7 protein-coding genes and 3 pseudogenes are annotated in these 14,476 nt (G+C 57.5%); 7 read left to right on the forward strand and 3 right to left on the reverse strand.

Going from position 1 to position 14,476, the window contains the following annotated elements; genetic code table 11:
• The first annotated feature begins 2,086 nt into the window (after window positions 1–2,086).
• Window positions 2,087–2,422 carry a hypothetical protein gene (locus KUF59_RS06590; RefSeq protein WP_408918073.1) on the forward strand — a complete coding sequence of 112 codons (336 nt, stop codon included), beginning with the start codon at window positions 2,087–2,089 and terminating at the stop codon, window positions 2,420–2,422.
• 170 nt (window positions 2,423–2,592) lie between these two features.
• On the opposite strand, the gene KUF59_RS06595 is transcribed toward KUF59_RS06590, so the two are convergent.
• Together KUF59_RS06595 and KUF59_RS06600 are read right to left on the reverse strand one after the other, a co-directional pair.
• Window positions 2,593–3,159, reverse strand: coding sequence for a peroxiredoxin (locus KUF59_RS06595; protein WP_258769963.1), 567 nt, complete (start codon window positions 3,157–3,159; stop codon window positions 2,593–2,595).
• A 256-nt stretch (window positions 3,160–3,415) separates the two neighbouring features.
• Window positions 3,416–3,621 (reverse strand): annotated as a pseudogene (locus KUF59_RS06600) (transcription termination factor Rho); the annotation flags it as partial.
• Window positions 3,622–3,624: 3 nt separating this feature from the next.
• Here KUF59_RS06600 and KUF59_RS43985 point away from each other — a divergent pair.
• The 6 genes and pseudogenes from KUF59_RS43985 to KUF59_RS44250 all read left to right on the forward strand — a co-directional run.
• Window positions 3,625–3,723 (forward strand): annotated as a pseudogene (locus KUF59_RS43985) (TIGR00701 family protein); the annotation flags it as partial.
• Between the two features lie 941 nt (window positions 3,724–4,664).
• Window positions 4,665–6,149 carry a coproporphyrinogen-III oxidase family protein gene (locus KUF59_RS06605; protein WP_258768926.1) on the forward strand — a complete coding sequence of 495 codons (1,485 nt, stop codon included), beginning with the start codon at window positions 4,665–4,667 and terminating at the stop codon, window positions 6,147–6,149.
• Between the two features lie 9 nt (window positions 6,150–6,158).
• A complete protein-coding gene (locus KUF59_RS06610; protein ID WP_258768927.1) occupies window positions 6,159–7,349 on the forward strand; it encodes a hypothetical protein in 1,191 nt (396 codons plus the stop codon).
• Between the two features lie 75 nt (window positions 7,350–7,424).
• A complete protein-coding gene (locus tag KUF59_RS06615; RefSeq protein WP_258768928.1) occupies window positions 7,425–7,934 on the forward strand; it encodes a GNAT family N-acetyltransferase in 510 nt (169 codons plus the stop codon).
• Between the two features lie 545 nt (window positions 7,935–8,479).
• Entirely contained in the window at window positions 8,480–9,127 is a 648-nt protein-coding gene (locus tag KUF59_RS06620) for a hypothetical protein (RefSeq protein WP_258768929.1), read from the forward strand.
• 361 nt (window positions 9,128–9,488) lie between these two features.
• A pseudogene (locus KUF59_RS44250) lies at window positions 9,489–9,958 on the forward strand (MFS transporter); the annotation flags it as partial.
• 1,150 nt (window positions 9,959–11,108) lie between these two features.
• Here KUF59_RS44250 and KUF59_RS06630 read toward each other — a convergent pair.
• Complete coding sequence (locus tag KUF59_RS06630; protein ID WP_258768930.1) at window positions 11,109–13,274, reverse strand: anthranilate synthase component I; 2,166 nt, start codon at window positions 13,272–13,274, stop codon at window positions 11,109–11,111.
• Window positions 13,275–14,476: the final 1,202 nt, after the last annotated feature.

Here is a 14,476-nt window from a genome sequence, read left to right on the forward strand (position 1 = left end):
ACCAGCGGACTCACCCATTCGGCCTCGAGCCGAGAACGCGAGCAGCTAGATCCCGCCAAAAGTCTCGATCGCCGCGTAGACGATCGGTCGTCACGTGTGCAGGCCGCAAATTTGCTTGGTCCTTATCGTGCTGCTACCCAATGACTCTGGCTGCGAAGCACAGGCCGCCCCTCGATGGGGGCCGAACGCCGGCAGGCCCGACCTTCAGTCACGTCCGATGGGATGGCGACGGTGCACCCGCCGGGCGCGCCGAACCACTTGCGGGCACATCCCGCATCGGCGTTGTGAAGCATGCGCCTTAGGCGGTTTAGTCGCCCGCATTGCGCCGATTCTGACGAACGGCCGCGAAACGATTGGATATCGAGCCTTGATTGTGCGGCTTGCCCATCCGGGAACGACGATGCGAGGAGAACGAGCCCTGGCGTCGAACCATTCCTCCTGTTCCAACCGCAAGTGGGCCGGAGCTGACACGCCGTCAGGTGTGCATAGATCACACTAGCAGTGGGAGTTGGAGTGGGGTTGTCGAAGAGCGTGACGGGGTAGAGCGAGGCGAGCTTGGGGTTTTGAGACATTCTGTCTGTCATGAGTTTTGAGTCGAAAGACCGTCGCGACCTTTCTGGAAACGTATGCGACACTTGTCTGGAATCGTACAATCTGACGCAATGTGCGATTCAAGTCCCTTCGAAGTGCTCATAGCTTAGAATTAATCGAACTAGCGGGTCTTGGCGGGACGGTGCAGAAACCGGAAAGAGCGCCGGGATTTCGAAACGCATCTTGTGCGAACCAGAGGAGCCTTCCCTGCGGCGGTGAGCATCACATCTCATCTCGATGGAAGACAGATGATGGTCGTGATAGCCGCTTCAGGAGAGACGGCAAGTTCACGAACGTTCGATGTCTTTGCAGTCGCAAATCCGGTGACCCATCCGCGCGGCGCGACGCGACTACTGAGCTCGTGCGTTGTTGACCACAAGGGAACCTTATGCCGGCAGCCTGCGTCAGTTCGCTTGCGGTATTGACGTTTGCCTGCCAATCGGTTGGTCATCGAGTTTTCGAGTTGGGAGTCGGCAATCTAACGCTACGTCAGAGGGTGAGTTTCGATGGTGGCCAACGTACGGCTGAACAGTTGCGTAACGCCATGGCTTGCGAGCAGCGTTCTCTTGAAGCAAGTCGCGTCGAATCGGATGCGGCGCTTTCGGGACGACGCGAGCACTTCAGGCAAATGCTTGTATTTGTTGCCCAATCAGTGAGTACCTGGCCGGCACAAGACGTCAATCTCGCCTGCTCTATTCGAAGCTTCCGCATCGGTAAATCCGGAGAACGCCGTCTGTGCGCTGCGACGCAACCAGTGTCCTCGTTTACGCGTCGCCCTAATCAAGTGATCTTCTTCTCGACAACATTAGGCTTGAGAGGGTGGGCAAAGACTTCGTAGTTTTTTTCACCGGCAATACATGGCATGTTCCATCCGAGCGGCTTGCACGTCAGTTGACGTCACGAAAACTTGTTTTCCAGCGCCGCGCATAGACACGGGGTGTGCCGGTCGATAAATCGCCATAAGGAGTGATGTCAGAGCCGGTCACGTAACCGCGCTCATCGTTAAGCAGGAACAAGCGTCTTGAGAGACTTCCTTTCGGCTTTTTCTTGCCAACAGACTGGTAGTGTGGTGCCACGGAGCGAGTTCGTCAGCATCAAATCGCTCCTTTAGCTGTGTCCCGCCTTGGAGCTAACTCGATATTTGTAGGTTAGATCGGCGAATGCCCGCGGTAAAACTGGTCTGCGAAGTGTCGGGCGCCGACGCAATTTGGTCCGAAGCGGCCGCCCTGTAATCTGGCTGGCAAATTGACGCGGACTGTCGGATTCCAACGACAGGTCCCTTCAACACCAAGCATGTTTGACCTGCGCGATGGCTAAGCTCCAGAAACTGTGTGCCCTACCCATAGCGGGCTGGAAACGCCAATCGGTATCTAACGGCGAAGCGACCACTACCCAAATTGGTTGGCCCTGGCCATCGGACACGACCGCAGAGTTGCGGCACGAGTGGTCTTCGTCATTATGGCTAGAGCTCAACAAGGCTTACTCAAGAGTGCCTTTGAAAGATCCAGCTGCTGTAGCGGCAATCGTCTCCATTTTGCGGCGCGTTCATGGCGACGACATTGCGCGTGCACTACTGGCAGACGGCGTAAGGTTGGCGGCACTGATTGATGCGGCGTTCTCGTTGCCAATCAGCAACAGTGACGCTGTCCGTATGATCGCGAGAGCGCTGGAATCCGGTGATTTCAGGTTCACGCCCGACATTGGGCCGCTTTGGCACGTACGGTACATTTATGAAAATCGGCGCGCATCGATGAGGGTCGTCGACATGGAGATGTTAACGCCGGATAGGGCCTTCGCGAGCACTGATATTTCGTTGCGATTATTGGTATAACGCGAAGTGCAAGCTGACTTTCATTCAAATTGTTTGTCAATAGCCCTACTATTCGAATAGTGCGACGCCTGATCTGCGAGCGGGACTGAAGTCTTGGAAGGCCGAAACATAGGCCCGTCGACATGTCGGCGGCGGATGCGAAGCGCCCGCTGGACATTCACCTCCTCAGTTCATGGTATGACGCAGTCGGTCTTCAGCGTTTCCCCGCCAATCTCGCGATTGCACGGACAGAGCTCGTTGGTCTGCAGCGCATCCAGCACACGCAGGGTGTCCTTTGGGCTGCGGCCAACATTCGGGTTGGTCGCATAGACATGCTGTATGCTGTTGTCGGGGGCGACGATGAAAGTATAGCGATCGGCGACGCCCTCGGGCGCTCGAACGCCAAGTCCATCAACCAGCGCGCCCTTGGTGTCCGCGAACTGCCATATGGGCAGATGATGCAGGTCCTTGTGCTCGCGCCGCCAGGCTAGCTTGCAGAACTCGTTGTCGGTCGAGCCGCCCAGCACCACCGCATCACGCTCGGTGAAATCCTTGGACAAGCGGCCAAACTCGGCGATTTCTGTCGGACAGACGAAGGTGAAATCCTTAGGGTAAAAGAAGATGATCTTCCATTGCCCGGGGAAGCTCCTTTCAGTCAGCGTCTCAAACGCGCTCTGACCGTTCTCTTCCTGCGCGTGAAAGCCCGGCTTCACGCCGGTAATTTCGAACGACGGCAACTTCCTTCCAATTCCAAGCATTCTGTTCTCACATACATTCTTTGAGAAGGGGACGATTCGGGCATCAGCGAAGCAAGCCATATGCCATTCGTTCGCAAGACTGGTGTGTACCCAGGACCGTGGTTGAGTGAATCTGCCAGCCCTGCATTCAGCCTCTGCGCCCGAGACGCGAACAAATCGCGATCGCGCTTGGCGGCCGGCCTGACGACAGTGCAAAAATAGTCCGGTCCCACGGATGCATGGCCTATTTGTCTGCGTGCCCGCCAAAACGCACATTGCGCCGGAGCACGTACATCTTCTTCAGCACCTGCGGATCGGTGATCAGCTCCTCCTTGCGGGTGCCGGAGCGCGAGATGTCGATCGCCGGGAAGGTGCGCTTGTCCGACACCTTGCGGTCGAGGATCACTCCGAGTTACCGGTGCCCTTGAATTCTTCGAAGAAAACTTCGTCCATGCGGCTGCCGGTATCGAACAGTGCGGTCGCAGACTCTATCTCGCGTGGTCTGGCCATTGGTTCACCGCGCCCTGGTTGCTCGTAAAACTGGCGCTGGTGCTGGCGATGTCCGCGGTCCACGGCTTTTTCGCTGGTGCGTCGGCACCTCATTGATAATACGATAGAATTTCTGGATCCGCGGGCGCCGGTCGGCCCTTGCCGAGGCCAGGTTGGGGGACTGACAAGACGTGCAAGATATGAGTGCACGTTCATCAAGCGCAGCTATTCTACCAAGTCTTCTGCAAATCGTCTCTTGTGGACGCCGCATTCCGAGCGTGATCGCGGTGTGGCGGCACGAGGTGATCATGCGCAGCGCACGCGCCCGTTCGGTTCGGCGGGCGCTGGCCGTTCTCCATTAGCTGATGCCCGATGAAGCGAAGCTTCGTCTTCCTGCCAGGGAGCGGAGCGGAGAAAATCGCCTACAAGAAGGGAGCACTAAGCTCGTAAGCTCGCCGTTGTAGGCACATTCTCGAGCAGAACGCCCGAGTCCGGGTTGGGGGAAGACCGTCATCATTGGATATTCTTCGTCTTGTCGTGTCAACAATGTTCGGTTCTAGGCGCTTATGTCCGGAGTTGAACGCGTACATGCAAGTCTGTGTCGGTGCGGTGCGTCGGCAGATAGTTTTCGCTCATCTTTAAGCAAGAGTCGCGGGCCGGTCTTTGATGGCACGGCAATTGCTGGACACCATCAGGATGCGCAATATGTAGTGGTCTCGGTGTCCAGGATTTGAAATGAGTGTGCTCGACTGGTCGCAAATCAATGCGAGGGGCGCTGCACCGTGAGTGCGATTCCTCTGGAGGTTCGCTCCGGCATGCGGGTGCCGCTGTCGTTAGCCGTGACGATCTTTGCCCCTCGCCTAGGTGTCGCAAAGAAGATGGCAACGCAGGATGCAATCTGGGTGGAGCGGGGGGCAGCGAATCCGAGCTGCTCGAATTGCGCGGCGCCCATATCGACCCCGAACAGAAAGTCGCCCCTCTGACGCTTGTGTGTCGTCGCGCCCTGCCTTCACACGAAAGCAAAAGGAGTCCAAAGAATGCGCGCGCCGAGCTATTCCGAAGCACTGGAGTTCGCGATCGACCGCTCGTACGAGATCAACCTCGACATGCTGAGGTCGCGAAAACTGCACCTTGATACCTACAACGATTATCTTGTCGGCACATATCCACCTCTCAAAGCAATGGGCGAGCTGAATGCCGAAAAATTGTTGGGTGAGATTACGTCTTCAATTGATCTCTACTTTCACATCCCCTTCTGCAATCAGTATTGCACATTTTGTCACTTCGCCAAGGAAATCAATCCGCGTTCCGGACGTGTGGAGCGTTATCTGGCGGCCCTAGACAAAGAAATGAGTTGGTCGGACGCTGCGCTTGCCGGCAGGGCTATTGAGACAGCTTTCTTTGGAGGTGGCACCCCCTCAATCTTGACCAATCCACAACTCAAAACGCTATTTGACATGATCAAGCAGCGCTTTGATCTATCGAAGTCCGAAGTGAGTTTCGAATTGCATCCCTCTCTTGGAAAGCACGTGGACGCAGCAGATCGCATATCCACTCTGCTCAGAAGCGGCGTAAATCGCTTTGTACTGGGGGTTCAAAGTCTTGATCGAAAAATTTTGCGTATATTGAACCGCGGGCACGGTGTGGACGAGGTGAGGCAACTGGTTGAATTGCTGAATAAGATGGGTGTTCAGAATCTGTCGCTAGACCTTATCTATGGGTTGCCGCAGCAAACGCTTCGAAGTTGGTATGACTCGCTCATCGGTCTTTTGGATATGGGAGTGGAGAAGTTCAATATCTTCCCATTGTTGTTCAAATCAACGGACCCCGTAGCTCGCCATTTGAGCGGAGGACGATACCAATTCGCTGGGGCGAAGGAGCGTATCATCATGCATTTCATGGCTGAGCACATCCTCACGAGGCTTGGCTATCGCCATGGCCCCATCTTCTATTGGACCAAGAAGTCGCAGCCGCACTCTGTGCAGCAGCGCCGCAAATACGATTCCTGGAACGACAATAATCTGATCCCGTTTGGGGTTGGCGGGTTTGGCTACATGAGTCAGTGCCAATTCTACAACGAGGCAGATTTAGATCGCTACTTACACAGGGTTGAGTCTGGCGCGAAGCCAGTGTGGAAGGGTGTCGTCCTGACGCAAGACGATCTGATGCGCAGAACGGTGATGCTCGCGTTGCGAAGTAGTGGAGTGCCGCTCTCCCGCTTCGAGAGGGAATTTGGAGTGTCCATACAACAATACTTTCGTCGCGAGATCAAAAAACTAACTGAGGCGGGACTCGTCAGCATTTCAAACGAAGGCGTGCTGACGTTAACCACCGCTGGCATTATCAATTCGGGAGCGGTTTCGCTGCAATTTTTCTCCAACGAGGTGCTTGAGCGGGTCGCGCGGACCGATAGCAGGATCTTAGATAAACGAACTGATCTCATCGAGAAGCACGACTACTCACCGGCCGCCCGATACGGGGCGACTACGGAAATGCAAGCTATTTTTGGCCAGGGCCGGTGAGTGCTCGCTATGGTCGCCAGTCTTTCCCCTTCTGCTCAAGAGCCGCCGCGCAACTGCGCGCAAGACATATTTTCTCATGTGACCGATCGCATTGATGGTCGACAACGAAAACGACCGCTTGGGCGATTGAGCGACTTTGTCGTCGATGAACTGCCACAGGATATTGCGCAGATCAAATGCAGTGAGCGGCCGGATGAAGCGGTTAGGGCCCTCGGTCGCAGTATCCGCGCGATTGTAGCGGACACGGACTATGATGCGCTGTTGCGGGGGCTGCCGCACTCCGAGTTCGAGGTTGCCAAGACAGACATCCAATATCTCACCAATTGTGCTTATCACATGTCCGCGTTTGCCGGCCTCCATCCCAGGGATGCCGAATTGACGGTGGGGGAGGGCTTAAGTCGTCTTGCCCGCTTATCCCGCGAGCGGCAGCCCGGCATTGAGGTCCTCTCCTATGAGGATATGATACTGACGAATCCGGTGCAGACCGATCCGCGTGTGTACTGCCTTGGAGTGGCCGGGGTCGAGGAACGAGATTTTTGCTTAGGCCACCAACTCATCGAAGGTGAATTGCAGTTGGCGATCGACGCTTTACTCGAGTTGCGAGATGTGGCTGACGCTGACGCGCGTCAATGTCTTGCGCTGTGCATGAAGCACCTTGAGACGGCGAATCATGTCCTGACGCGCTTTCATGAACATATGTCGCCGGATCTATTTGGCCAGTTCCGCGTGTTTTACGGAAAGAATCCTTACAAGGATAGGCTTGGCCCGAGCGGCAGATTCTCTGGCCGTATTGTGGCTGCCTCAGTGCTGCTGATCGGCGAAGAGCTTTTCCTCCAGAAACCGCAATTTTTTTCCGATCTATATCGGCTGTCCGAGTACTACCCGCAAGCGTACATTCATGAGGTATTCCGCTGGTTGTCGCCGGACAAGAAAGACACGCGGCTCAAGCCAGATTGGCTAGAAGGAAAAGCGGACTTCCCTCGATTTGCAACCATTTCACCCGTCATAGAGCACGGCAACAGTGAAATCCGGATGCTGCGGGCCTCCTGTGTTCGTACGCTGGATCGGTTTACCTTGATGCACCATAGTACGGCTTTGAAGTACACGGTTGAGCCCGGTCGACCGCTTGTCGGAGTTGAGGCATCGGAAAGTATCGACGCTGTCCTTTTGCAGAGACTGTTGCCGACGGCGCCTCAGTAAGCATGGGGGTGCTATTTGCGTAGGAGAAAAGATGATGACGGCAGAGGCGGAGGCCGTCGAGGCCAGTTAAAGCCGATGCCGATGCCTCAAGGCGAGGTGATCTTTCGTCGGTTCGAGTTAGGAGATGCCGATGATGTATGGCATCTGCATAGAGCCGCGTCGGAGGATGGTGGTGTGCGCGGCCCGGAAGGGGCGTGGGAGGATGACTTGCGCGCTATCCTGGAAGTATACATCAAGCCGGGCGGTGACTTCTTACTTGCCCATATCGGTCCTCGACTCGTCGCCATGGGGGGATTGAAGGCTGTCGATGCTGATGTCGCGCAGCTGAAGCGCATGCGCGTCGATCCGGCCTTTCGAAGGCGAGGGTTTGGAAGGAGACTTCTTCGTGAACTCGAATCGAGAGCCGTTGCTGCGGGGTTCAAGCGGATCGTGCTGGACACGACAATGATCCAACTAGGTGCTCAAAGGCTTTATGAGATCGCGGACTATGTTCGCTGCAGGGAAGGGACGCTGCACGGATATGCAGTGATCTTCTACGAGAAGCGGCTGGCAGACGAGGCTGGAGCTCTCCACTTGGCCAAGTGAGCTCGTGCGCATGGGGCAGCTTCATGGCAGGCTAAAACGACGTGAGGTGCTCCTTTTGTCGCGCGTGTCCCACCTAGAGAGAGAGAAAGCCGCGCACCGGTTTGATAAACGAGACGGTCACCTGGAAGATGGTCCCTTATTGGCGCGATCAAGCTTGTGACGCCCACAAGGCCGATGGAAATAGGCTGGCACTTGCTTATTGCTGACGAGGTAACAAACAACGAAAGCGCCCAGACCGTTCGCTTTTTATATGATCCCGTTTCCACTTCGTGGCGACACCGCGAAGCAAGCCGGGCAATCTTCTGCGGCGTAAGTGTTGCAAGATCGGCGATCCTGTTGGTGCGCTCTTTGTCGGAGGTAGACGAGCAGAAAACCGGAAAGGACCTATGGCGCGTTCAGCTTTTGGATCCGCGGCTGCGATGTTGGGCCCGCGGCGTTACATTTTCGAGAAGCCCGAAGGCCACGATTGGATGCCGCAGTCGTTAGCCAGATATGCCACGGCCTTGGTTTGATTTGGCCGACGTGAAAGATCAAGAAGGATTCGAATGGCGCAACGACATTGGTTCGCGCGATCAACAAGGTGGGGCACGACGGTGATTGACCGTAAAATCGCAGCGTATCTGCTCAACCTGTTTCCTGCCGACCAAACCAGCGGCGAGCTGGCGCAGAGGTTGACGAGTTTAAATCTGCCGATGACGCCATTGCAGATCATCAACGATTGGTTCGAAACACAAGACGCGGAAGTACAAGCGGAAATCGCCGGCATGGCGGCGTTTTTGATCTTCGACGGTGCTGACGTTCTCGATCGCAGCAACCGAGAGCGGGTGGAATTCGTCCGGCAGTGGTTGAGCGAGTCGGGATTGCAAACCAATACGATCGTTGGTCGAGCCTTGACGTTCCGGGCCTGCTTTGAATATTTCAAGGACAGCAGGTTCACGGAGTCCGGGTGGAAACGATCCGAAAAACTCTTTTGTGAAGATTTCGGAGATGCTGCGCGCGACCCAAATTCAGACGCTGCGCCTGCTTCGAATGCACAGAAAGTGCTTGACGATTTGGCTGCCCGCAAAAGCAAGTGGATCGAAGTCGGGAAGTCTTGGAGAGAACTGGCCGATGCCTGCCTAACGTCCAGCGCTCTCAGGGATTGGACCACCCTCGCAGGCGAGCCTGCAACAACTGCTAAGCGAGCTACTTAGCCAACAGCAAATTTTGCATCTCGAGGGGCTATCGCCAAGATGAGCTAACCACGCTGATCAAAACCGTTTGCGGGCGACACTGCTGTAGGCAGGCCTCTCATGCCGCTCTCGGAGACTTCCAGTCCGTTCACGACTTTATTCGGCAGGCGGCCGCAAATGTTGGAGTCAGATTGCGATGGGCTGTCGAGACGCGAGGTCGCCTTCTTTGAGATCGACACGCTGCATGGTTGCCGCCCCACGGTGATCGTGCCGATCAATTTCGGCGGAGCGGCGGTGGGATCAAAGCCTGTTTGAACCTGATTCCTGCTGGAAGTTCTTGCATGTTCTGCTCAACCCTCATTGAGGGGGCTATGATTGAAGTGCCCTGCTACTTGTGGATCGTGGTCTTGTCCCGAAGGCGCAGAGTGGGCTTGGCTTCATGCTGTTCTTCATCGCCATGACTGCCGGGCGTCTTGGTGGCGATTCCGTCGTGGTACGGCTCGGCGACCGCACCACACTGGTATTCGGCAGTCTGTTGGCGGTTGCGGGGTTCGTCTTTGTGCTGGGCGCCCCACGCGCAGCTTTCGCCATGGCGAGCTTCCTGCTCATTTGCCTCGGTGCATCGAACTTGGTGCCGATTTTGTTCGGAGGGCCGGCACCCAGAACGCGATGCCTGCCGGCCTCGCGATTGCGGCGATCACCACGGTTGGTTATGCCGGAATCCTCATCGGACCCGCGGGCGTCGGCTTTCTCGCCGAGCTGGCAGGATTGCCAGCCGCATTTGCGATGTTAGCGGCACTCATGTGTTTGGTCGCGCTGATGGCGCGCAGTGTGACCATAGAAACACGGTGAGCAGGCCACAGCGTGCTCGGTGGCCGTCGAGTTAAACGATTAGAGCGGCGAGGCAGTTGAGCGGCGATGACGGTCAGGGATTCCACCGGTCGCGCTTCCAGCGGTGCCAAAGGTGCTGGAACTTCGTTACGCGAGGTGTCGCGACGGGACCCTGGTCTTGGAGCGAGGTGCAGAAACCGGAAAGCACGACAATTTCGAACACCATCTTGTGCGAACCAGAGGAGCTTTCCTAGAATCACATTTCGCTTTCATCCGTATGAAAGAAAGAGGGCATCGGTGATGCACAAACGCTTGAGCGGCATTCTCCGGGGGCAACTTGCGCCGAACTGGATGCGGCGCCTTGAGCGAGCCGCGAATTCGGCACTCGGCGTGCAGTCAAGTTTATGTCAGGGGTGCACCCAGGTGCGGCCATTGCGGCTACGAATAGTCATCCGAGTTCCGCTTATTTCGCCAGAAAAGTTAACGTGTCCTCGTCTCGCTGCGCAGGATGCCGGTGTTAGATAGATCATCGGCAACCTTGCCGCACACCATTAGCTTCGTACGTGGCACACGTCGAATAGAGCTGCCAGCTTTAGCGTAGCACGCGGATCTTTGACGATGCCGGTGCAATCCACGGCGGCGCCGACTTGTATGTCGAGAGGAATAGCATTGACTGTAGCATCAGTATTGGTGGACTCATTGGCGGTCCAGCTAGCAGGGTTAGAGTTCAAGCTTCAACAGGGTTGATAGTGGAGCTAGATACTGATCGAAAAGCTTCGCAGCGACGTCGCGATGGACATTGGCCGCGATCTGCGGATGTGATCAGTCACCTATCGCATTGGCCGTGGCTGAGCAGAATTGAATGCGGTTGTCACAGGGCATTGCTACCAAGTTCATCTTCTTACGCCATGCGCGACTGAAACAATCTTTGCTCCTCCAAGGGTTTACTGTTTATCAGCGCGACCCGAAACAACGAACCGGACGGGCGCAGGCATTGCGAGCTGGGCTTGCAGCCACGAAACAGACGTAGTCCAAGCCGACTTGAACACCCTGAGGTCAACAGAAAGCCAATCCTCATTCTGGAGCCGCGCAACTGCCAAGCGCCGATGAGAATTAGGATTTTCTAGATTACGGGGCAGCGTACGGGCGATACGGTGGTAGGCACCCATGCTCAATAGACCGCCTCATTCAGCCGAAACGCATTTTCGACCATCCGCTGGCCCACCTCGTCGCCCAGCGACATCAAAGATTCCGGATGGAACTGGACGCCACCGACCGGCAAACTCTTGTGCTCGACTGCCATGGGCATGCCGTCTTCTGTGCTGGCCGTGACCGTAAGTGCCTCGGGCATGCTATCGCCTTCGAGGTAAAGAGAATGATAGCGGCCAATTACGATCTCGCTCGGCATGCTTTGCATCAACCGGCCGCCCCGCACCTGAATACGGGAGGGCCGGCCATGTGCGGGCTGTGGAAGTTGGCAGAGCCGGCCGCCGAAGTACTCGCCGATCGCCTGCACGCCGAGGCAGACGCCGAACACCGGAAACTTCTTCTCCAGCGCCAGCTCAATGATCTTTTTGATTCCGAAATTCTCAGGTCTGCCCGGTCCGGGCGACAGCACCAGCAAATCCCACGTCTTCTGCTTGAGCATGTCGAGCGCATGCACGTAGCGGACCACGGTGACGCTGGCGCCGACCTGGCGGAAGTAGTCGGCGAGCATGTGCACGAAACTGTCGTCGTGATCGATCAGCAGCACCTGCTTGCCCGATCCGATTCCATTGGGCGCAAAGGTCGACAGCGGCTTCGACGGATCGCCGCGCAGCGCCTGGAACAGCGCCGCCGCCTTCACCTGGCACTCGCGATCTTCGGCGGCGGGATCGGAGTCGAACAGGCAGGTCGCGCCGACGCGCACTTCGGCGAGGCCATCCTTCATGCGGATCGTGCGGATGGTCAGGCCGGTGTTGATGCTGCCGTCGAAATTCACCGCGCCGATCGCGCCCGCATACCAGCGGCGCGGCGAGCGCTCGTGATCCTCGACGAACTGCATCGCCCAGAGCTTTGGCGCGCCGGTGACGGTGACGGCCCAGGCATGGGTAAGAAACGCGTCGAGCGCGTCGAAGCCGGGACGCAACATGCCTTCGACGTGGTCCACGGTATGGAAGAGTTTTGAATAGGTCTCGATCTGCCGCCGTGCCAGCACCTTGATCGTGCCGGGCACGCAGACGCGCGCCTTGTCGTTGCGGTCGACGTCGGTGCACATGTTGAGCTCGAACTCGTCCTTCTCCGAGTTCAGGAGTTGGCGGATCTGCTCGGCGTCGCCGATCGCGTCGGTGCCGCGCGCGATCGTGCCGGAGATCGGGCAGGTCTCGACGCGCCTGCCGTCGGAGCGCACGAACATCTCGGGCGAGGCCGACACCAGGAATTCGCCGTCGCCGAGATTCATCAGCGCGCCGTAGGGCGACGGGTTGATGACGCAGAGACGCTGGAACACTTCCGCCGGCGAACGCTCGCAGGGCTCCGCGAAGAGCTGCCCGGGCACGGCTTCAAAGAGATCGCCGCGGGCAAAGGCCGCGCGTGCGGTCTCCACCGTCGCCTGATATTCGCCTGGCGCGTGATCGGCAAAGCCCTGCCGCGGCGTCTTGAGGTACGGGCTGTCGGCGGTCTCGCGCGGCAGGCCCTCGGTCGATCGGCCCTTCCAGGTGAAGTCGTAGCTCAACACCACGCCGCGGCCGGTGGCGCGGTCATAGGCGAGCAGGCGATCGGGCACATAGAGCACGATGTCGCGCTGGTCCTTTTCGCGCGGACGCTTCTGGACGAGATCCTCGATCTGGAAGACGAGGTCGTAGGCGAAGGCCCCGAACAGGCCGAGCAGCCCGTCGTCATTGGCGGAAAAGGCGGCGACGAGATCGCGCACCAGCGACATCACGCTGGCGCGCCGGGTGCGCTGATCCTCCTCGACCGGTGCATCGCCGCGGATGATGTGGCCGGCAAGCCGCGAGGTCGTCCTCTCGGAGATCACCACGCAAGGCTCGCGCAGGACGTCGGCGAGGAAGGCGATCAGCACCTGCCCGCGCTGGTTCAGCGCTTCGAGCTTGAAATTGACGCCTGATGTTTCGAGCTCGAGCGGCGGATCGGAGAAGCCGAGGTCAAAGCTCTCGTAGCGGCCGGGCACGGTCGTGCCCGACGACAGCACCACGCCAGGGCGGCGGTCCAAGAGCTCCGTCAGCTCATCCAGCCGGTCCGCCGGGCCGCAGTAATACTGTGCGTTGCGTGTAATGAACAAGCCGCGATGGGTGCTAAATTCACTGCGCTCCGGCACGGAGAAGACTGTCCTGTTCATGAGATCCTCCACCAAAATTGTTCAAGAAATGCCGCACGAGAGGTGAACGGGCCGCCGCACCTGGTACGCGCCTCTCTCTGTGAGGCCGCCTTCTCGCGCTCCATCCAGAGCGTCCATTTGGAACTTCGTTTTCGATTGTGCAGCCCCCACGTGACGCGCCATCCAAGTTCCGATCGAGCGTCGCAATCTGCTGGGTGGGTTATCGATTGGGAGGAGAAAGCTAAATGCTGTGAACAACGCGAGTAACTGTTAACGCAGATCTGGATGCTGATGATCCTACAAACTGACGTCGCGTCACCTTCAAGCTATTAATCAGTCGTAATGATGTTCCACAAACGGAGGGGTCCCGATGCCAAGGTTGTCGAGGGGCTCTTCGAGGTCGACTTAGTTCTCCATCACGCCGTCGTACTTCTCCTCAACCGCAATCAGTTCGGTAACGGCCGCACGGGCCGGCCTGACTGCTCGTGTTCTTGGTGATCTCAACGGCAGGCGTGGGCCCAAGATCCATTTTGCATATAACATAGCGCATCGGCGAAGACTCACTGCGGGCTGGGTCGAAGGGCGACCCGCCGCCAAAGGAAAGTTTCTGGCCCCATCCAGCCCGACCGTATCCCTTTCTGTAAACACCCTGCCCCAGTCTTCAAATCTGGGGCTTAAAGCGAGCAACCGCTGCCAGACCTACGACCGCAGTGTCTCCGTTCGGACTTGGTTGTGGGCAAACGGATAGGTCGGCAAGTGGCGGTGGTCGCCAGTCATTGCAGGGGGCTGATGTCCTCGTGTCGGGTCGTTCAATGTCCGGCCAAAGTGGGTGGCGCGACGCAGTATTTCGCTTTTGGACGCACTTTCCGCCCTTCAGACGTCGCGGATGGCTGCAATCAGGCTCGGTTTGCCGACGATGTTCATCACCCGCGTCATCATCAGGCAGGTAGGCGAGATCCTGCTTGCCGAACCGGCCCTCCGCCTTGGCCGTTCGACGTTATGGGCTTGGGCAAGGTGACTGCAACGCCAGCCTCTTCGCAGGCTAATATCCCCCCCGTCGAAGTAGCCAACGGGCGACCGCCTCGAGTTTGTCCACTTCGAGCACTTCTTTGGCTTGCTTCGACATCGAGCAAGCTGCCCACGGTCGTTGCCGACGTTTATGACCTCTTGCGTAACAATCGGATGGTGTTCGGTGTCGGCCGCGGCCTGGACATTGTAGCCGA

The sequence above is a fragment of the Bradyrhizobium arachidis genome (genome assembly GCF_024758505.1).
In the GTDB taxonomy this organism is placed as follows: domain Bacteria; phylum Pseudomonadota; class Alphaproteobacteria; order Rhizobiales; family Xanthobacteraceae; genus Bradyrhizobium; species Bradyrhizobium manausense_C.